Raw genomic sequence first — 20,980 nt, 5'->3', positions numbered from 1 at the left:
GCTGATGCAGCGCTACTTGGTCGCGGCGGCGAGTTGTCGGAAGTAGTTGTGCTTCGACCACGCCTGACGGTCGCCGATGATGTAGAGGCGGCGTTTGGCGCGGCTGGCCGCGACGTTGACGAGGTTCACCGAGGAGGCTGCCCATGCCTTGGCGCTCGGCTTGTCCGGGTCGCCGCCCAGGACGAGGAAGACCACGTCTGCTTCCCTGCCCTGAGCGGTGTGAATGGTGCCCGCGATCACGCCCGGGTAGGTGGCGGCGAGCTGCTCAAGAGCATTGGCGACCGACCGGAACGGGGAGATCGCGATCATGTCGGCGTACCCGATCTCGTGTTTCTCGTGCAGGTAGGCGATCGCGACCTTGAGCCGTTCGATCTGGTTGGGCTGCAGGTGAGTGCCCGGGTTCGGTGCGGGCTCATCCAGCCACCGGGTGCGGGTGACGATAGGCCCCTCGAGGGCGTCGAAAGTATCGGGGTTCTTCTGGTCATCGAGCTTGCGATAGACCCCGTTGACCATGAGCCCGTCGTAGGCGATCTGGTTACACAGGGTGAACATCGGGTCGTCACAGCGGCGGTGGACGCGCAGCGGTGCACTGACCCACACCGACTCCTCCCCCTGCGGCAGCGTGGTCCCGTAGCGGGCGACCCGGTCGGCGAGCGTCTGGACCGATGCCTCGGGCGGGATCCATGCAGGGGCGATGCCGTAGTGGTGGGCGATGTCGCGCTGTGCCTTCTTGGGGATCGTCACGACTGGCTGCAGCTGGAGCGGGTCCCCGACCGAGATGACCCGGCGTGCACGCCAGATCCCGCCGACGGCGTACTGCGGTGCCGTCTGGCCGGCCTCGTCGATGAACAGCCAGCCGAGCGCCTCGGTCTCCAGCTTCGCGAACATGCGGCCCAGTGAGGCGAACGTGGTCGAGACCAGCGGCACCGCGAGGAAGAAGAACTGCCAGGCAGCAAGCAGTTTGTGCGGTTCAAGATCGGCCGGGTGGGCACCACCGACGACGTCGATGGCAGCCCGCATCCCTCTCACAACCCTCCATCCGCCGTTGGCGAGGAAGTCCTCGTGCAGACTGAGCGCGGCCAAGAACAGCTCCGAGCGCGCGGTGTCGAGCTCGGCGTCGAGCCAGGGAGCCCGCCCCTCACGCTCGTCGTCAGCTCGGTCAACGCCGGGGTACGCCTCGCGGTAGCGGTCCCGGTCCCGGGCACAGGCGGTGCGCAGCTCGTCCTGGCGTGCGAGGAGAGTGCGGTGGCATCCTCGTGCGGACTCCAGGGCGTGCTCACAGGCCGCGACCTCCTCGCGCACCCGGTCCAGGGCCCCTTGGAGTGAGCGGTGGCGACTCTCGTGAGCGTCGAGATCAGTGACCAGCGGCCGCAGGCCGGTGCGCCACTCCCGCAGGGCGCGTCCGAAGGAGAAGATCGTCTCCAGGACGCCGGGCTTGGCGCTCATGTGGCGGGCGTGGCGCTCGGCGGCCTGGGCCAGGTCGGTCGCGGCGCGTTTCTCACCCGCGGTGGCAGCCCGTGCCTTCCCCTTCAATTGCGTCAGTGCCGAGGTCGTCTCGTCGATCTCGGCCGCCGCGAGGCCCACTCGCTCCGTGAGTCGTGGCAGGTCGGCGAGCCGACTCGCGGCGAGGCGTCGTTCCTCGATGAGCTCATCTACGCGTTTCTCGGCCGTGCGGAATGCCTCGCGGGCCTGTTTCCACGACCTGTGCGGCACCTCCTTGCCGGCCCACCTACTCAGCCGCTTCTGCATGCCGAGCACTGCGGGGTCGTCGGCCGCGGTGTCGTGGCCGGACAACTTGTCGAACCAGAACTTGGAGCGGAACTCGGATCGGAACTTCTTGCGACCCAACCTGGCCGCGACCAGTCCCCATGCCCCCGCACGGGGATCTTCCGGGTCGGTGTTCTGGCCGAGGACGGCGGTGGCGATGTCGGCGAAGTAGTCGGCCCTGGTGTGCCAGGCCTCATCGATCGCCCCGCGAGAGGGGATCTCGACGGTGATGTTCTCAACGGCTGTGTTGTTGGCGGAGGCGACCACCATCTCGAAGCCGGTCAGCTCGGCACGCAGGCGTGGCAACTCTCGTTCGTGGCCGTCGGCGACCCATCGGATCGTCTCGCCGGTGATGAACGCTTCCCCAGGACTGGCCAGACCCGCGAGGCGTCGGGCTCGCTCGACCACGTTGCCGGCCAGCAGGTCACGCAGCATCGTCGTCTTGCCCGTGCCGGGCGGACCGTTGACACCCATCAGCCCCGAAGCCGGCGCGAGCGTGTCCATGGTCGTGTTGACGGCGTACTGCTGGCTCAGCGCCAACGGGTGGGTCGCCTTCGCGGGCCAGCGTCCCTTGGGTAGGCGGGTGATGGAGGTGGCCGCGTCGACCACGTCCGGGTGCTGGCGCACGTCGACCCGGTCATCGACCTTGAGGGAAGCCTCGGGTCGTAGATAGGTGTCCAGGGCCTCTCCGAGATTCCCGTCGGCGACCTGGGCACGGACAAGACTCAGGTCCTCGAGGTAGAGGCTGTTGAGGAAGTCGCTCTCGACCGCGGTTTCGGCCGCGTCTGCGGCGCGTTTGGCGGACACGGCGGTGCTGCTGATGACCACCAGCGGCGAGTTGAGCATCTCAACGTCCGCGAGCGCCGCGCACCGGTTGGCCAGGTCCCTCAGACAGACCAGAGACTCCCCGTCCTGAGGCAGAACCCGTTCTGCACCGGCGCGCTCACGGCGGTCACCCTCGAGCTCGTCGACTGCATCGTCGAGACGCTTTTGTGCCTTGTCGAAACCAACTGCCCAGCCGGGATCGGCCGGGCCAGGTGCGCACAGGCGGCCCACCGCCCACAGCGCAGCCGAGAGGACGGCCGAGCCCTCGAGAATCCGACCGTCCTGGTCAAGGACCACTGCCGCACACGCGCTTCGCCCACCGCGCCGCTCATCGTAGGCGTCGGTGTCTTCGTGGAACATGCGGTGCAGGAACTGGTAGGTGGCCTCGGTCTCGTAGACCCCGAGGTAGACCTGATGACGCCACACCTGCTCCTGCTTCCCCCGACGAGGAGGGGGCGGCAGGTGCTCCCACGGAAGCCGCTGACCCGGCCGCCACTCAATCACCTGCTGCTCGCCCGGACGAGCACTCCTACCAATGGGCTTGGGTATCTGCTGCGGACTGAAGAGCTCCGTCATCCACCAGAAGTCAAGAACGCGCACAAGCGCGTCGGTCCCCGAGATGCCCCGCATGTACTCATCCTGCCGCACCCCCACCAAGACGCCAGGCCGAACACAATGGTCAAGACGCAAGAGATGACGCCGTGCGGTCTTAGCCCTGCCTTAGTACGGAATTGGTCGAAGCAGGCACGACACACCCGCCCTCGCCGACCGAGATCACTTCGTCACCGTCTTCACCGTCCGGCCTGGCGGCCTCGGCCGGGGGCACGTACTGAATGCCGATCATCTGCGGGGCCTCGGCGAGGCTCGAAAAGTGGGGCAGTGCCCCGCTGACTACCGCCCAGTTTCACCCATTGACGACAGAAGACGAGGCCGCCGGTTCGTTGTCTTCTAGTCTCGCGATCTGACGCTGGGTAGGGCTGGCCCAGCAAACTGGCTCCATCGCTGGCTCTGGGCCGTCGAACGGGAATCGTGAGTCACCCACGAGTCTCTTGTGCGAGATCGTCGACGGCGAATGGCCCACCGTCATCGAGGTCCTTACCAGCAACCTCGATGGCTCGGGGCAGTTGGCATCACTGTGGAAGACACACGGCGGGCACGTACCCTACCCCTGTCGGACGAGGTCATCGAGAACATCGTGATGTCACCGCCCTCGGAGATGATGGACGCCTTCGCATGGGTCTCGGACGTCTGCAACTCGCGATCGTGACACCGCAGAAATCGAGGCCTGGACTGCGACAACGCAGAATTGTCGGTGCCTTCTGTGATGATCAATCCGTTGCCTGCAAAGCGCTGGCAGCAGACGGAGAGGAACTGTCGTGCCCGGTCCACCAGTGAAGGTTTCAATCGGCGACTGGCTCGCCAGCGTGCAAGAGGCATGCACCGATCAACTGAACATTCAGTTCAGCGCGGATGAGCTTGCTCGCCTCAAACATGGGCAGGACAAGATGGTGTTCGGCGGATATCTCATGGGGACATCGGACCAAGCCGGCACCGTCAAAGGGGTCCTAGAAGACGCCGAACTGGGCGATCACAAGATCGGAATCACCCCGCAGACACAGACAGAAGCCTCCCCCACCGCCGGACCCCCAAGCGATCCCTCACCTCTGACCGTCGGCGCGCTACGCACCTTTCTCGCCTGCCGACCCGACCTACCTGACGACCTGCCGGTCGTGGTTGGTGGAGTCGACTGGGACGATCACGACCGCATGTTCACCGGCTTGGCCGATGCGATCTGGAGCGATGGCGAAGGCGCCTTCGGCGGGAGGCTGTGCATCGCCGCGATGACCCTAGGACTTGTCGATGAAGACTAACCCTGGACTGACCGACGTCGTGATCTCGCGCGAAGGCACAGAACCGGGATAGTCAGCTAGCCCACGGCTAGGTCGTGTCCGTTCCCGGCGCCCGCGACTGAGCTGGAACCGGGCCCACTGTGCAGCAGCCAGACCTAGCGGTCCACTACTGGCCATACCTGACCCACCAGATCGTACGGCCACCGACACGAGAGGCCGAGCACTCCAGCAGCAGGTCTGCCTGGTGTCGATCGAGGAGGTGCGGATCGAGTCGGGTACGGCGCCCGGCCTGTGCAGGTCCCTACCGGCCAGGATGGCGATGCTCCGCATCCGGCGCTGTTCTGAAGCTGCCAGCCCACCCCAGACCTCGATCACAGGCGGGTGGGTACCTGGATCGCACACACCGCGAACTCTGCGACACTCAAAGTTCAGAGATGAGGTGCGGCTGGGCCGTAAGCGTGTCAAGCCCGATGGTCTCCTGACTGATGCGGACGCGCCGGACAAGCAGATCGGTCACGGGTCCGTGCAGGCGGGAGGGAAGCCAGCCGTGCATCCACTGGAGCAGAGTGGAGGTGTCTGCGTTGTCGCGATTGCTGGGGTCGGGTTGCTCGGCGCCGTGGGCCAGCATCCACTCAAAGTGTGCGGTTGCGGGCTCGAGCGCCGGGTCGCCGGGCTGGATGGCGGCGGCATAGCGGGTTGCGGCGTGACGGGCGATGTTCAGGCCCGCCCAGTCCAGGTCGCCGCAATAGCGGATTCGCGCCGGGGCGGGGTCGAGGAAGACGATTTCGGCGTGGCTGACGGTGAACTGGCCTCCCCCACCGAACGCGACATGGATGTCTGGCCGCATCTCGTCTGCCAACCGACGTGTGGCGGTCGTCGCGGAGTAGTAGGCGGCGTGGTTCTCGCAGACCAGCAATCGGGTGGGGCCGTTCCCGGGGATGTGCACGGTTGGGAGAGGCACCGGCGTGGGGTGGCAGGCAAGCAGGTCGAGCGTGAGCGCACCAGTGGTGAACAGCCGCTTGTCAACGAGAGCGGTGAGTGCCTTCTCATATCCGAAGATTTCAAGCGACCGTTCCTCGATCGGCACCAACTGTGGGTCGGGGTGGTCTCGGAGCCAGTCGGCGATCTTGGCCAGCGCCTCCTTCTCGTCGTCGCGGGAAGCAAGCAAGGAGGCGGCTCGGAGACGTTCGGGCCACACACGGGCAGGCTTTGCCGAGCTGGAGGGTTTGGGGGTGGTGGGTTTAGCGACCCAACGCGGCAATGGTGGCAAGGTGTGTGATTCCCAGCTCTTCGCCCCGACAGGGAGCGTGATCGCTCCCGTCTGTGCGGCAGAGGTGAACGCGTTCGCGAGCTGGGTGCGGGTGGTGGGGTCGCCAAGTAGCGTGGGGTGTTCCTGGTAAGCGTGCGCTTGCAGATCTACGAGCAAGACTCGCTGTTTGGGGTACCGGGCAATGTAGTCGAGCAGCGTTCGCAGCAGCGGCGTAGCGGCACGCGCATGGTCTGCGGGCGGGCGGCTGGTCACGCGGAGTCGCGCCCCCTAAGCCGGTCCCGGTGCGCTACTCGCGAGCCATGGATGCCGTCGGTGGGTGCTTCGATGATATAGCGGCGACTGTTGGTGCGACCTGCGCGGTTGTCCAGCCGAGTCACGCCCGGGAAGAGCGAGACCGCGTCGAAGTCCTTGACGCCGGTCGCGTACACCAACTGGACTCCTTGGGCGGCCGCGACCTTCCGTTGTAATTGAATCAGCGGTCCGTGGGAGGCGCGACCGATTGGATTGTCGAGAACGAGCATGCCGCCGGACTTCTCCTTCCGTCCGGTGTTCACCGCACGGAGCTTCGCGATGGTGCAGTAGAGGGCGACACAGACCGTGAGCTTTTCGCCGCCCGACCACTTCGCAAGCCCCGAGATGTCCTCGGTGGTGGTGGCGATGTCGTCGGCCGGTTTGAGGACCCTGACCTTGAATCCCCGATGCCCGACGGCCTCATGGATGGCTGCCTTGAGCAGGTCGATCCCTTCCGGTTTGACCCCTTGAATGATCTGCTTCTCGACGACTCGGCTCACGTAGGCGTGGAGGTCGGTGTCGGTGGGTTTGTCGAAGGTGATGGTGAGGAGCTTCTTCTTGCCCAAGACGCCCAGGGATTCGGGGAGCAAGGAGTGGCGCTCGGCGCGACGGATCATGTCGAGGTGTTCACGGACGATGGTGGCGAGCTGTCCGGACACGATGGCCTGGTCCCCGGCGATCTCGGCCAACTGGCCCTCGAGTTGATCGATGCGGATCCGGAACTCAGAGGCGAGGGTCGCGGCGTGTTCGGGCAGCGTGTTGTCGTCGTACATCAACCGCTCCCTGGCCTTGGCGGTGACCGTCGGGTACCTGCCGACGATCTTGGATAGGTCCTTGAGGACGCCCGTGAGCGTCTCGCGTTGGCTCTGCTGGTGGGCCTCGGCCGCGCGGAGCGCGGTGATCACCTCCCTCTTGCGGGTGTCGGCGGGACCGGGGTCGGGAGGGAACGGGGCGGAAACCGTTCCGTCGTGCTCAGGAAGGTCGCCGCCGAGGAGCCCGAACATCTGCACAACGCGCGTCAGTTCCGTGACTCGGGCGTCGATCCGAGCGAGTTCGGCGTCGATGTTGTTGAGGTCTTCACGCAGGCGCGAGGTGATGGCCTGTTGTTCGGCTGCGAGCGTCTCGGCGTCCGCTGTGTCTTCAGGCTCGACCGGCAAGGGTCGTCGGGGCATCTCGGCACGGGTCGCGCAGACTGTATCGAACGCCTTCTTGGCATCTGTGACCTTCGACCGGGTCTCACCGACCTGCTGGTCCGCCTCTTTGCGCTCGCCGGCGGCAGCCGTGGCCCCGGCTGTCCGGTTGTCTGCGCTCTGACCCTGCGTCGTCAGTAGCAGCGTCTCCGCCTCGCCACGAATGGCGGGGTCGGTCGGGAGTTGTTGCCCACGCCTCGCGAGCTCCTCGGACAGGACGCGAACTCGTTCGGCGTACACCGACTGGGAGGCAGGCAGCGCGTACGCCTGACGGGCATCTGCGACGATCTGCTCCAGCGTGCCGAGGTCGGCCTCACTAACGGGAATATCGTTGGGCGCAGACCCGAGGTAATGAATCTTGGTTTCAGCGTTGCGGTGCCGGGTAGCGGCCTGGTCGTGCTGCTTGGCCTCGCTGGTGAGACGGTACGCCTTCGCGAATGCTTCCTCGCCTTCGCTGGTGAAGCGGGTGGCGAGGTCGGCGGACTCTTGTCGGCGACGGTCCGCGTCGTCCTTATCGCGCTTCCACTCGGCGCGGTGCGCCACCTTGCGGGCCAACTCTTCCAGCGCCGCAAGGTCCTGGTCGATCTTGGCGATGGCGGCAGAGAGGGTCTCGGCGGTGGTTTGGTCAGCGACGATGGTCTCGGCGAGGGAGTCAAGGTCTGCCTGTGTGCGGCTGATGTCGTTTGCCAACGTGGCCTGGGCGTCTTCCATGCTGTCGATCTGAGCAACCAGTGCGTCGAGGTGCCCGGCGGGGCAATCGGCCAGGAGCCCCGTGATCTGATCCAGCAGAGCACGGTCGCGACCGCTGGCTTCGGTGTAGCGGGCAATCGCGCCATCATGCTCCCGGACACGGTGACCGGTTGCGGCGGCAGTCTCCTCGGCAGCGGAGGGATCGACCAAACCCAACGGCAGCCGCGCCCAAGCCGGGTCCGGTGTGGTGAGGGGCGGGTCGGTGAGAGCGGTCTCGAAGTCAGCGGTCGTGTAGACGCCGACGAGTGAGGTGGTCGACTCCCCGGCCACGGTCAGCGCGGTTGTCGCGGCCTGGGCTTGGTCGGTGGGCACGACGACACCTGCGCCGAGTCGAGCGATGGACGGATGGGTCAAGGCTTCGTGGAGTCGTTCGTTGGAGGCCAGAGTGCGCAGGTGTTCCCAGCCGGTCTCGGCGGAGACGCCAGCCTCCCACAAGGCCGCCTTGATGCGGTCAGCGTCCAGTGTGGAGGGCAACAGCGAAGTCTGCTCGACGGCGGTGACCGTCCGGTCGAGGTCGGTACGAGCGACATGTTCACGAATGATCGCGGCCTCGGCGGCATGGATCTCGTCGGTGAGCCGTCGGGTCAAGAGGTCGCTGTCGGCCCACAGGTTCACCGGGGTGTCGTCGCTGGATTCCAGCAGGTCCTGCGCGCGCTGGTCGCGGGCTAGGGCGGTGGCGCGGTCCGCGAGCCGTTGGTGTTGGTCCCGCGTGGCGGACAGGGTGTGTGACACCGCAGAGCGCTCCTGAACCTGGTCCGTGATTCGCTGTGACAGGTCGCGCTGCGTACGGGGGTGCTCAGCTCGGCGTTTCTGCACTGCGTCGAGCTGGGCCTGTTTGTCTGCGCGCTGGTCAGCGAGGTTGCCCTGCTGCTCGGTCGGGTCGGTGTCCAGCGTGGGCAGCAGTCCATTTCCTACAGCGTGGCGAAGGTCCTCCCCCAGCGCGTCGAGGAGCCCGTCGAGTCTTGCGGCTTCGGCGGCTGCATTCCTCGCCGCCTCCGCAGAGAGCTCGGCCTCTTCCTTGCGGGCTTGGTGGAGTGCCTCCGCGTCGGCAGCCGCCTCCTCGGCGGCGCGTGCCTCCTGGTGAGCCGATTCAGCGAGGCTGGTGAGTCGCATCTTGAGTTGGGCAGCGCGACGGTCATGGGCCTCACGCAGCGGCGCGAGTTCCGCCTCTTCGACCTCGGCGGCACGAGCGGCCTCATCCCTGCGAGCACGCGTGTCGGCGTAGTCAGCCAGCGGCGCCACTGCTGCCCACACCTTCTCGTCATGGTGGGCGCGCTGAGCGCGAGTCTTGGCGGCGGCGAGCGCGTCTTCGGCCTCGCCGACCCGCAGCTCAGCGGCACGGTAGGAATATAGGTAGGCGAGGTCGTTGGCGCGGTCACGGTCGGTGTTGGCGCTTCGACGGCGATCCTCTACGACGCTCCGCACATCTTTCGCCGTTGCGATGTGGGCTTCGGCCTCAGCGATGGTGGCGGCGAACTGCGCAGCCAGGTTGACGGCGTCTTGCGACGCTGCATCTATGGCGGCTTGTGCGGACTGGATGCCGGTGTGTGCAAGCGCGAGGCGGTCGAGCGTAGTGGCGGTTTCGGCGAGAAAGTCTCGTTCGGTGACTGTTTTCGGTTTCTTGGCGACCTTGTCGCTGATAGCGGTGATGTTGTCGGCGATGGTGGTCACCGCGTCGTTGGTGACGGTCAGGTCGAGGAGGAAGTCGATGAACTCCTTGGCAGAGGTGAACCGGAACATGTCCTCCACGCCGCCCTCGACGTGGTTCATCTTCTTTTGTGCCAAGAACAGGGCCGGGTCGAGCCCGCGTGCCGACAGCGCGGCAGCCCACTCGTTCTGAAGTCGGGTGGTGATCAGCTCCGCCTTCGGATTGGCCGCGGTCAGGTCGCGCAGGTGTTGCACATAGTCGTTGCGGCGCACCGGTCGCCCGGTCTCGTCCGTGACCGGGAGCGTGTCCAGGTCGAACAGGCCGGGAATGGTGTAGAAGGCGTAGTAGGTCTTGCCGAGGCGGTCGCTGTCCCGTGCCGCGTTGACCGGGCGACGGAGGTCTTCCCACTCGTAGACGACGCCGGTGATCAGAACCCGGTCGGGGCGACCGTCGAGGGTCGAGGGCTCCTCGGCGGGGTACCAGGCGGCGACGGTGTGGGCGGTGTCAGGTCCGTCGATGTAGTCGGTCAGGTCGCGCTGCACCGATCGACCCATGAAGTCGTACTTGCGTGGCAGCAACAGCGCGTAAAACAGGGACAGCAGACTGGACTTGCCGCCGCCGTTTCGCAGCCACACCACATGGTCGAGCGGGGTCTGGTCGGGGCCGAGAGTGTTGAGAGTCAGGTCGTTGAAGCGAGCGGAGCGCTCACCGATGGACCGCAGGCGCAGCGATGCTAGTTGGTAGGTCATGCGAGCTCCTCCTCAGATGTGGCCTCGATGAAGGCGGTGTCGAGTGGTTCCCTGGTGGGCGGGGATATGGGGGTGCGATCCAGGTCTCGCAGGTAGGTGTAGGCACGTTCAGAAGCCATCTCTGTGACCATGACTCGAAACCGTTCGGTCAGCGCCCAGGTGCCGGTGCCTGCGGTCCGGTCGGGGCGAGCCATGCCTTGGTCGGCGAGCCACGACAGGGCTTGGTGCACCCAGTACATGGTCGATTTCGGCGACAGCCGGTTGGTAACTCTGCCTCGGTCGGCCTTGAACACTGTGGGCATGTCGGCGTAGATCCGCCATGCCTGCGCCATGCCTTCTTCCGGCACGATCTCGCCGGCCCCTTCACGTGATCGCATCTGCTCGCACCGGGATCGCAGCCACGCCTCGAAGTCCGCCTCGTTGACGTGCCGAACCCGCTCCTCTTCCAGATCCGCGACGCTGGGGTAGGCGTAGGCGGCAGTGCCGAGAAGGACCAGACCCCACAGCAGCCGTTGCTCAGACTTCTGGCTGTTGGGCATGTCTGACATCCGGAACGCGAACGGGGACTCCCGTTCTACCCCGAGGAACAGGCCGAAGTCGCTGTCTGCGAGTGCCTTGGCGCTCAGACCGTCGAGGACTCCATTCATGGCGTCTCGGAACTCAACCTCGCTGCGGTAGCGGGCCAGGGTGCGCTTGTAGTCGTCGCTCGAGGGCCGTTTCGTGGGCTGCAGCGCGAACGAGAGCAGGATCCCCAGGTCGGTGTAGTCCTGTGCCGTCAGCATCAGGCGGTCCTCCGCACGTGTTCGTTGTCAAGGTCAATGACAGGTTCTGGCAGGTCGTCACCAGATTCGAGTTGGTCGACGTACTCCGCGATGACGAGGTCGTCCCCGGCCCAGCCGGGTAGCCGCACGGGGGTGCTATCGGTGTCGGCGACCGCGCGCTGCCCGAACAGCGTGGCGGCCAGTTCCACGCTCATCCGAGGCTCGTCGTCCTCCTCAGTCTCGGGTGAGTAGAACCACAACACGGCGAGCATCATCAGATCCGCCGCCTGGTGCCGGTCCTCGGCTGCAAGGTGCTGGTCGGTGAGGCAGGCAGCCAACAGCGCCGACAGTCGGGCGGGCAGCCCAACACTGTGTGCGATCCGGACGACCGCCTCCCGAATGTGCGGCGCAACCAGCGGCGCGTCGGGTTCGCCGACTTCCTCCGCGCCCGGGATCTCTTCTTCCTCGCCGACGTGCCCCTTCAGGGTCCACAGATCGTTGATGAGGCGATATAGACGCGGGAGCCGAGGCGGCACCGGCCCCGAGACGGCGACGAGCCAGGCGGCGGTGATGCCCTGTGCCGGTTCCAGTGTCAGCTGCAACACCGGGTTGAGCACCTCGGAGGCCACGTCGACCAGATGGGTGGACGCGGGAGGTCGAAACGACTGGCGCTCCTGCTCATCGAGGAAGACACTGCGAGCGTTGATCACTCGGTTATGCAGCAACTCGTGCCGGCGGCGTCCCTCGTCGAGGCGCGCAGCAATGCGGGCGGCGGCAGCGGTGACGTTCGGGTCGTCAGACTCCAGAGACTCGCGGGCCTTCAGCAGGAGCCGTGATTCGCTCTCGAGCCGGTCGGCGATATGGGTGCGGGCCCGTTCCAAACGAGCCGGCATCTCCTCGACCCACTCGTCCATCACGGCCCGCAAATCCCGGCGGGTGTCCTTGAGGATCTGCGCGATCTCGTCGGCATAAGCCACTGAGAGTCCCTGGTGCTTGAGCGCGGACTTCTCAGCGGCGTCGAAGGCGCCACGCGCGAGCTGCTTCTCAAGCATCGCTTCGTTGGCGATCTGCTCGTCCTCGACGTCGAACTCCAGTCCGCCGACCAACGCGTTGATCGCGTCCTTGGTCGCGGTCAGAACCGCGACGCCGCGAAGCGGGTCCTCGTGTTCCTTCAGCAGCCAGAACCCCACGTTGAGCCACTGGTGTCCCTCGGCGGTGTAGTCGGAGACGAGGTAGTTGAACCGGGTGCCATTCCCCTGCCGGTTCAGGAGGTAGTTGACGGTAAACCGGGCCACCTTGATGTGTTCCTCGCCGGGCCGGTCTGGGGCCACCGTCGCCGCGAGCCCAGTGAGGAATGCGACGACCTCCTCGTAGGTGGCCTCCTCCTCGAAGCCCTGCTGAGAGATCACCAAGTCGATCGCGGCGAGGGTGAGGGTCGCGATGTCATACATGCCGTCTGGAATGTCCTGATGTCCCAAGGCTCCCCACGCGTCAGCAATCGGGCGTGACCGCATCAGCACCGCCACTCGACCGGCGAAGGTAGGATCGAGCACCGTGCTGCCCGTAGCGGCGCGGAGGGTGCCATTCCGCGAACTGGTGTCGTCGGTGCGCTCGGGCGCCGCAAACAGGCCATCGCCGTCCAAGTCTCGCCTCCTTCTCTAATACAATCCTGGCTCCGCACGGTAGTCCGAGGCACCGACAGTTTTTGCGGATTGCGACTTGGGGGTAAGTCAGGCCACGCGCTATGGACGGCTCGTGGTCCGCGTCGGGGCTGTCGCCGTTGATCGTCAAGATCTATCTGCGCAGATTCACGGGCGGATCACGTCCCGGAATCGGCAAGACCAGAGACTTCAATCTGGCTCTCTGGCCTGACTTCGATCAGCAGTCGCTGCGCCCGGCGAGATGGCCCCGGTTGGGCGAGATCAACACGAACCGACCTCACCCCATGAACCATGAGGACCGCTTCGCCGTAGAGGCGAGCCCATATTTCGCCCGGCATCGTTCAAATGGGCGGCTTTACAATCGACGCTCCCGGTGAGTGGTCTCCGAGTCAGTGATGTTCGCCAGGGCCTTCCTCGGCTCCTACACGGAGGTTTCAACGATCCCCTCCCACACGACCACCTGACGCGGCGACTGCATCTCCATCGAGCCGCGATCTAGGCCACGATGGTCTACCAACCCCAGCACAACACCCAACCACCGAGAAGGACCCGAATGCCCGGCAACCCGTCCCCGCTCGCGCGCCCGCTCGCCGACGTCTTGGACAAGTCCCTCGACATGGTTGAGGTGATCTCCAACCGTGAGGCCGGCCTCTACGGTGTCCCCACTGGTTTCGCCGACCTCGACGAGCTGCTCAACGGACTCTGGCCCGGGCACCTCACCGTGATCGGTGGACGGCCAGGCGCGGGCGCATCCACACTCGCCCTCGACTTCGTGCGCAGCGCGGCCGTCCACAACAACCTCGCGACCCTCTACTTCCGGCCCGACACCACCGCCGAGGAGGTCAGCCTCCGTCTGCTCTCCGCCGAGTCGAAAGTCCCGCACAACCACATCCGCAACGGCCTCATGTCCGACTCGAGCTGGAACAGCCTCGCGGAGACGATGGGCAGTATCTCGAACAGCCCGATCCTCATCGCCGACGACCCCTATCTCAACGTCGAGAAGATCGGCACCGCGATCGAGAATGCCTCGGAGCACGACCTCAAGCTCGTCGTCGTCGACGAACTCCAAACGCTTGTACAGACCCGAACCCGCGAGAACCGCTACCAGGAGGTCCGCGAGGACGTCCACGCGCTCAAGCGCCTCGCCCGCCAGCACAACGTCGCGCTCGTCGTCGTCAGCAAGCTGAACCGCACCCCGATGACCAGACAGGGCCCGATCCTCGCCCGGCCCATGCTGCACGACCTTCGCGATGCCGGCGGCATCGAAGACGTCGCCGACGAGGTCATCCTCATCCACCGCGAAGACCAGTACGAGCCCGAGTCGATACGCCCGGGCGAAGCCGACCTCATCGTGGCGAAGCACCGTCACGGCGCCGAGCGGCAACTCGTCGTCGCGTTCCAAGGACACTACTGCCGCTTCGTCGACATGTCGAAGTGAACCGCGCTCACTCACTCACGGCCACACCACGAAAGGGGGAAGATCGACCCATGAGTATCGACCCGAACCTGCGCGACTCCAACGTCCGGGTCTCCAAGCTGGAGGCCGAGATCTGGCTGGCGATCGACCGTGCCGGGACCGAGGAATACGCCGAGATCCTGGAAGCACTCACGCGCGTGACAGCAAGGGCCTCGTCCGAGTTACGCAAGATCGGACTCGGGCTCGAGGAGGAGCAGGAGCCGCTGCGCTCCTGACGTGGACGCCTCAAGCACCTCGCTCCCGCCCTCGGCCATCTCACTGGACGACCTCCCGCACCGGCAGGTTCTTCGGAACCGGCCCTTCGTTGAGGCTCTGTCGGCAACGCGCGGAGACGGGGCCACAAGTTCGTTGTCTTCTAGCCTTGGGTTCTGACGCTGGGCGGGGCTGTTCGCGTCACTGCGGATGACACGCGACGGCGAGGCACGCCATCCCCTGTCGGACGAGGTCATCGGGAGCATCGTGATCTCGCCGACCTCGGAGATGATGGACACCTTCGCTTGGGTCTCGGACGGGTGCGGCTTGTGATCCTGACACCGTAGAAGCCGAGGCCTGGCCTGCAGCAACACAAAGGTGTCGGAGGTCGCTGGTAGAGCTCTACCCATGACCGAGAACCAGTTCAGATGGAGGACACTCACCGCGGAGGTGTCCGACAAGGCATCGCCGCTGCGGCAGCACCTCGACGCACGCTTCCCGAATCTTCGTCCGCTCCAAAACGAGTACAAGGCCAGCGCTGGCGGCATACTCGTCGAGCGCGGATCAGCGCATCCCGGCACGCTCGGGGCCGCGTTCGACTTCGCCGTCAGGTTCGCTCTTGACCCCGGATATAAGGCGGACATCGCCGTGATCGGGTTCATGTTCGACGGCTTCCAGGACCTGGTGGGTGAGGTGGTGACCGTGGCCAAGGCGGCACAAACGTTCTCGCCCCGGACGCCCGAGTTGATGCGAGCTTGCTGGGCTCTCGCTTTGTGCACCGAGGTGCTCCGGGTCGGCCTCATGCCTGGTTCGCCCCTGGCCCAACTGGTCGAGGAGAACCGGCTCACGGCAGCCGCGCTCCTCGACCTCGCCACCCAAGATGTGATCGACGAACTGACGGAGATCAGTGAGGTCGCCGAAGAAAGCCTGCTGCGGCACATCCTCGACAAGAAGCCGCTCAAGCTCGGCCCGACTTTCGTTGGTTCCAAGCAGTGCCCGGCCGACGCCGATCTCATCGCCGGCGGCACACTCATCGACATCAAGTGCACCGTCGGGAAGAAGAACAGCGCTGGCGCACGCTACATCGCCCTCGATCGCGACGTCATCTACCAGCTCGTCGCCTACGCTCTGTTCGACTACGACAACGCTCACGCCATCGACTCAATCGGGCTCTACTCCGCTCGGTACGGCCACTTCTTCCAGTGGCCACTGCAAGACGCACTCAGCACGCTCGCCGACCGTACGGCCTCGCTCGACGATGAGCGTCACAGGATGCAGGAGCTCCTGTTGCGATGGGCATGACCCGTCGGCCCCACCTGCTCACTCCGCACCCGAAGTGAAGTATGTCGGCGACGGCGGATCCCGCGGCCCCGACCCAGCGCCCCTGAATCGTCACCGAAGTCCTGACATCAAACCGTCACCGAAATCCTGATACGGAACTGTCACCCATGTCCCGAGACAAGACCGCTCACGGTCACAGTTCACGGTCCCCGTACGGCGTCGTTCTCGAACACCTGTTCTACACTCGTGTCATGGCGAGTCCCCCGAGGAATGACAGATGGCCGCCGTACCGACCCGACCAACAGCGTTTGGTGTTCGTGCGGCAGCCAGGGAGGCTCCGGCCGCACCTGGGTCTCGTCGTCACATGGCCGATTGCTGGCACCGGCAACCGGTTCTTGGTCGCGTATTGGGATGACGGACCGAACGCTGGCGTCCGGATGGCTTGGCTCAAACGCCAGGACCTAGTGCCGATCAAGGTTGATCCGAATTGGCTTGACGGGCCCGCCCCCTGGAAGACGCAGCGAGACGTTCTGCGCTACCGCGGCAGGTGAGCACCTACCTCATGCCCGGGCGAAGCCGACCTCACCATGGCGAAATCATGGCGAAGCACCGCCAAGGCCCCGAGCGGGACTCGTCGTCGCGCTCCAAGCCCTCTACTGCCGCTTCACCGACATGGCAAAATGAAGCCGCGCTCACTGCACATGGCCACCCCAGGAGGGGGGCGGATCGACCCATGCAGATTGACCCGAAGCTGCGCGACTCCAACGTCCGGGTCTCGAGCTGGAGGCCGAGATCTGGCTGGCGATCAACCGTGCCGAGACCGAGGAGTACGCCGAGATCCTGGAGGCGCCTACGTCGGTGCCAACGAGGGCGTCATCCAAGTTGCGCAAGATCGGCCCCGGGCTCAAGGAGCAGCAGGAGCCGCCGGACGAGGACGACGAGCGGAACCCGCTGCGCTCCTCACGTGGACACCTCAAGGACCTCGCTCCCACGCTCGGTCATCTCGCAAACCCCGACCCCAACCAACAGGAGAGCCCAGTGAACGACCAGCCCCGCGCCATCCGCTACATCCGCACCAATGTCGACGGCTACGCGCGAGTCTCCGACATCGCCCGTCAGAAAGAGATCTGCAACGACGTCGCGACCAGCCACGGTCTGACCACCATCGACACCTACGAGGACATCTGCGACCCTGCCATGTCGTCGATGGACCGCCTCATCGCCGACGCCAGGCCGGCAATGTCGACATCGTGGTCTGCTCTTCGATGGACCGCCTCCTCCGCAACGCCAACAAGCCGCCACACTTTCAGTACCGAGCGTGAGTCTTGAGTGCATACGTGTCGAGGGCTATGAAGCTCGCGTCCTTCGATGGCCATCCGCCGAGACGAGTCAATCCGAATTCAGGCAAACCGGTGCGTGGGTGAAGATCCGTGTGTTCAACGGTTCTAGTCGGACCGGTACCCGAGGAAGTACTGGTAACGCAGTCGCCGAAGACGCGACAAGTACGCCGGATCATCAAGATGCAAGCGGACGAGGTCCACCAGTGCCCCTGTCACCGGCCATTCGGCGTAACGCACAGGTCCGGTGGTGCCGATAGCCTTCCGAAGGTCCTCTTCGTCTAGTTCTTCACCGAGATCGACTTCGTCCACCAGCCCCTGTGGGCCGAGTCGGTGATACCGCTCCAACCGCCACGTCATCGCACGCACTTCCGCCCTGGCTCAGGACCCTTCAACTGCGTTCCCGTCTCCGGATCGTACGCTCCCATGTGCTTGCCACGCTTGTTGTACATCTCGACTTCACCATGCTGGGAGTCCCACTCAAGAATGTTGCCATCCCAAGTCCATCGCTTGCGCAAACCGCCGCCGCCTTGAACCGGAGTCATCGGCTTGGCTCGCTGAGCGCCGGGGAAGCCCGGCAGCGTGCTAGGTGCCGGAACGTAGTCCTTGCCCGCTAGCCCAGCAGGGTCCACCCAGGTCGTTGGGTTATGGACGTAGATGTTGGGGTTGGGCGCCGGTTCGAGGCCGAGCGGGTCCTGAGACAGGTAGCGACCGCTTTCAGGGTCGTAGTATCGGTGGTGGTTATAGTAAAGGCCGGTCTCCTGGTCGGCGTACTGGCCGGCGAAGCGGAGCGGGGTCGCAGACGCCTCCGTTGACACGCCCCAGATGGTGCGGCGAGCGTTCCAGGCAAGATCACCGTCAGCGGTGACGAGTTCGGACGGAGCGCCGGCGAGGTCAGTGACAATGGAGTAGAAGCGTGCGTCGACCTCGTCTTGGGTGAGCTCGACTTGGGCGAGGGGCTGGTAGCCCTGGTGTGCCCAGGAGAGCGTGTCGCCACTCCCGCCGGTCTGCTCGATGAGGACGGCGCCGTCCCAGGCAAACAGAACCTCTTCGACGACGGTGCCATCGTCCGCGTGGCGGCGCTTGGCGACGCGGCGGCCGAGGGCGTCGTAGAGGTAGGTCCAGCGGGTGCCGTCGGGGGTGCGGACCGCGGTGAGGCGGTCGTTGGCGTCCCACTCGTAGAGCCAGGTGTCCGGCTTCTCGGAGAGACGGGTGCGGGTGTGGCGAACCAGGCGGCCTTGAGTGTCGTAGGCGTAGCGGCTGCGGCCGGAGCGGGTGAGCAGGGTGCCGTCGTAGACACGGCGCTCGGCGTCTCCGCCGGCTGTCACGGAGCGGGTGATGTTGCCGAGGGGGTCGTAGTCGTAGGCCTCCGAGGTGGAGCCATCGAGGTTGACCGAGGTGATGCGGTCGGCGATATCGAGTTCGAAGCGACGGGCGCCGGTGAGGCGGTCCTCGACACCGATGAGGCGACCGGCGGATTCGTAGGCGTAGGTGCGCTCTTGGAGCACATCTCCCGGCACGGATCCCGACCCAGGTTCGGCGTTGTGCTGGAGGCGCTGGGTCAGGGGTTGGCCGAGGAGGTCCCAGGTCTGTTCCAGGACGAGGTCGCCGGTGGTGCGCCGGGTCTCGCGGCCGGACAGGTCGTGTTCGAAGGCGATCTCCTGCCCGGCGACGGTTATCCGCTCCGGAGCGATGCCGAGACCGTAGGACCATTCGGTCTCGACCCCCGCGGGTGTGGTGCGCCGTGTCGGGCGGCCGAGTGCGTCGTACTCCTTGGCCACGCCACGACCGTTGACCGACTCGGCGAGCACGCGACCGAGCGGGTCGCGCTCGATGACCAGATCGACGCCGGGAGAGGTCGCGCGCAGGAGGCGTCCGAGCGGGTCGTAGGCCATCGTCGTCGTCTGGTCGCCGGCCTGCTCGGAGACGACGTTGCCGAGGGTGTCGTAGTCATAGACCAGGCGCTGACCAGCACCGTTGGTCTGCTCGACCATCTGGCCGGCGGTGTCGTAGGCGTAGGTCAGGGTGCGGCCGTTGTAGTCGGTCTCGGTCGCGAGGCGGCCGGCTTCGTCGTAGTCGTAGCGCCAGACAGCGCCCTGCGGGCTGGTGACACTGGTGAGACGCAGCTCGGGATCGTAGGCGTACTGCGTCGTCGAGCCGTCGGGAGCGATGACCTCGGCGGGCATGTCGAAGTGGGTGAACCGGGTGTGGGTGACGCGGCCGGCGGCGTCGATGTAGGAGACCGGATTGCCCTCGGCGTCGTACGTCCAGGTCTCGGTCGATCCGTCAGGAAGAACCCGAGCGCCGAGCTGGCCGCCGACGGTCCAAGAGTAGGCGGTGCGCGCGCCCAGAGCGTCGGTGCTGGCGATGACCCGGCCGAAGTGGTCGCGCTCGAACTCGGCCCAGCGGCCGTCGGACTCGACGACCCGCCGCGGCAGACCAGCCTGGTCGGTCTCGATGGTGCGGACCCGGCCGAGCGCATCGGTAACCGAGGCAAGATGACCGTCGGCGTCATAGCCGAACTCGGTGGTCGCACCGGTGGCGTCGGTGACCGCGGTGCGTCGCCCGGCCTCGTCGTAGCCCAGCGTCGTCACCGAGCCGTCCGGGAGCACCTGGCGCGCCAGACGTGGCCCGGAGACCGTGTCGACCCACTCCATCGTGACCTGGCTGCCGTCGGGGCGGGTGACGTCCGTGACGTTCCCGGCGGCGTCGTAGGCGAACGTCGTGCGGCGGCCGAGCGGGTCGGTGCGAGCGAGGAGCTGGTTCTGTTCGCTCCACTCCGAGCTGATCGCGGCACCGAGCGGGTCGATCGAGGCGACGACCTGGAAGCGGGGGTTGATCTTGAAGGTCGTGGAGAGCTCACGGGAGTCGGTCACCCTGGTCTCGCGCAGGCCGCTGGCGTTGGGTTCGCCGTAGTGGAAGGTGTTTCGCATGACGCCGTCGGAGCCACCCTGGCTGACGCAGCGGCCGCGATCGTCGTACGCATAGTCGTAGGTGGTGCCGTTGCGGTCGATCCAGCGGGTCATCCGGTGCTGGTCGTAGGTGAACTGCAACTCCTGACCGGAGCCGTTGACGACGCCAGCCAGCTCTGCGTGGCTGTCGTAGTGGTAGCTCATCACCTCGGTGGGGTCAGCGCCGTCAGGGCGGGTCACGGCCAAACCGGTGACTCGCTGGCCCGAAGTGGCCACCGCCACGCGATATCCGGCGCTGTGGGTGACCGCAGTGGGTGCCCCCTGCTCGTCGCGCTCGAACCGGATCCGGTCGCCCGACGCATTCGTGATCGACGACAGCCAGGCAGTCCCGCCCTCGACCGCACCGTAGTGACGGGTCTCGCCGGTCGCCGTGTCCAGAAGGCGATGGGCACCGTCCTCGTCCACCCGCAGCCGGAGGGCCCCACCTGCGACCGGCCGAGCGTCCTCTCCGGCCGTGAGGTTCTTGAAGACATGCGCTCTGGTGTCAGCAGCCACCACGACCGCTGAACGCCGCCCCACCACATCGGTGTGGACATCGATCCGCTCGTCGAACGTCGAGGACCAGGAAGGGCCGAACCAATGCCCATAGGTCCAGTCGCTTGAGTGCTTCCGGCTCAGGATCAGCGGAAGGTCACCCGGGAGTGTCAGGTCGGTCTGCTGAAGGAAGACCGCGCCCGTGGCCACGTCGACCGGGTCACCACAACCCTGCTGGTCACGGCTTCCGTCTTTGTCCGTACCGCTCTTGTCCGAGGGCAAGCTGTCGGTCCGACCGGGCTTGTTGGAGCCGGACCTCGCCATGTCGCTGTCCAGGTCGCGACGTGCCTCCGCGTGCTTCCGGATCCCGTCGGCGACGTCGTCGGCGTTCTTCTTCAGCGACTGTCCAACGTCGCTGAGGGCTTTCGTCGTCGCCTCGCGGAGCTCCTCGACGACATCGTCCATCTTTCTGGCCATCGAAATCT

Annotated in this window: 11 protein-coding genes; 5 read left to right on the top strand and 6 right to left on the bottom strand. The window is 65.9% G+C overall.

Annotated features, from left to right (window positions below):
* Positions 1 to 12 precede the first annotated feature (12 nt).
* Positions 13 to 3,018: a DEAD/DEAH box helicase gene (locus OG984_RS02680; protein ID WP_328530107.1), complete on the bottom strand. Its 3,006-nt coding sequence runs from the start codon at positions 3,016 to 3,018 to the stop codon at positions 13 to 15.
* Positions 3,019 to 3,968: 950 nt separating this feature from the next.
* Here OG984_RS02680 and OG984_RS02675 point away from each other — a divergent pair.
* Entirely contained in the window at positions 3,969 to 4,463 is a 495-nt protein-coding gene (locus OG984_RS02675) for a hypothetical protein (protein ID WP_328530106.1), read from the top strand.
* Positions 4,464 to 4,863: 400 nt separating this feature from the next.
* Here OG984_RS02675 and OG984_RS02670 read toward each other — a convergent pair whose 3' ends face one another.
* From OG984_RS02670 to OG984_RS02655, 4 genes are read right to left on the bottom strand one after another with little or no spacing between them, the layout of a single operon-like run.
* Positions 4,864 to 5,964 carry a DUF2399 domain-containing protein gene (locus OG984_RS02670; protein WP_328530105.1) on the bottom strand — a complete coding sequence of 367 codons (1,101 nt, stop codon included), beginning with the start codon at positions 5,962 to 5,964 and terminating at the stop codon, positions 4,864 to 4,866.
* The gene (locus OG984_RS02665) at positions 5,961 to 10,340 is read right to left on the bottom strand and encodes a hypothetical protein (protein ID WP_328530104.1); all 4,380 of its coding nucleotides are present in this window, start codon (positions 10,338 to 10,340) and stop codon (positions 5,961 to 5,963) included. Before OG984_RS02665 ends, OG984_RS02670 begins: the two co-directional genes overlap by 4 nt.
* Positions 10,337 to 11,122 (bottom strand): hypothetical protein, encoded by a 786-nt coding sequence (locus OG984_RS02660; RefSeq protein ID WP_328530103.1) that lies wholly within the window; start codon positions 11,120 to 11,122, stop codon positions 10,337 to 10,339. Before OG984_RS02660 ends, OG984_RS02665 begins: the two co-directional genes overlap by 4 nt.
* The gene (locus OG984_RS02655) at positions 11,122 to 12,744 is read right to left on the bottom strand and encodes a hypothetical protein (RefSeq protein WP_328530102.1); all 1,623 of its coding nucleotides are present in this window, start codon (positions 12,742 to 12,744) and stop codon (positions 11,122 to 11,124) included. Before OG984_RS02655 ends, OG984_RS02660 begins: the two co-directional genes overlap by 1 nt.
* A gap of 571 nt (positions 12,745 to 13,315) precedes the next feature.
* Between OG984_RS02655 and OG984_RS02650 the strand changes: the two genes are divergently transcribed.
* From OG984_RS02650 to OG984_RS02635, 4 genes are all read left to right on the top strand, one after another.
* Complete coding sequence (locus OG984_RS02650; RefSeq protein ID WP_328530101.1) at positions 13,316 to 14,200, top strand: replicative DNA helicase; 885 nt, start codon at positions 13,316 to 13,318, stop codon at positions 14,198 to 14,200.
* Positions 14,201 to 14,250: 50 nt separating this feature from the next.
* A complete protein-coding gene (locus OG984_RS02645) occupies positions 14,251 to 14,454 on the top strand; it encodes a hypothetical protein (RefSeq protein WP_328530100.1) in 204 nt (67 codons plus the stop codon).
* 385 nt (positions 14,455 to 14,839) lie between these two features.
* Positions 14,840 to 15,733: a hypothetical protein gene (locus OG984_RS02640; RefSeq protein ID WP_328530099.1), complete on the top strand. Its 894-nt coding sequence runs from the start codon at positions 14,840 to 14,842 to the stop codon at positions 15,731 to 15,733.
* Between the two features lie 1,017 nt (positions 15,734 to 16,750).
* Positions 16,751 to 17,041, top strand: coding sequence for a recombinase family protein (locus OG984_RS02635; RefSeq protein WP_328530098.1), 291 nt, complete (start codon positions 16,751 to 16,753; stop codon positions 17,039 to 17,041).
* 364 nt (positions 17,042 to 17,405) lie between these two features.
* Here the strand turns inward: OG984_RS02635 and OG984_RS02630 are convergent, their stop codons facing one another.
* On the bottom strand, positions 17,406 to 20,972 hold the full coding sequence (locus tag OG984_RS02630; protein ID WP_328530097.1) for a colicin E3/pyocin S6 family cytotoxin: 3,567 nt from the start codon (positions 20,970 to 20,972) through the stop codon (positions 17,406 to 17,408).
* Positions 20,973 to 20,980: the final 8 nt, after the last annotated feature.

This window comes from Nocardioides sp. NBC_00368, assembly GCF_036090055.1.
Classification (GTDB): domain Bacteria; phylum Actinomycetota; class Actinomycetes; order Propionibacteriales; family Nocardioidaceae; genus Nocardioides.
The sequence above is the reverse complement of the archived record's forward strand: the minus strand, read 5'-3'. Positions and strand labels throughout refer to the sequence as shown.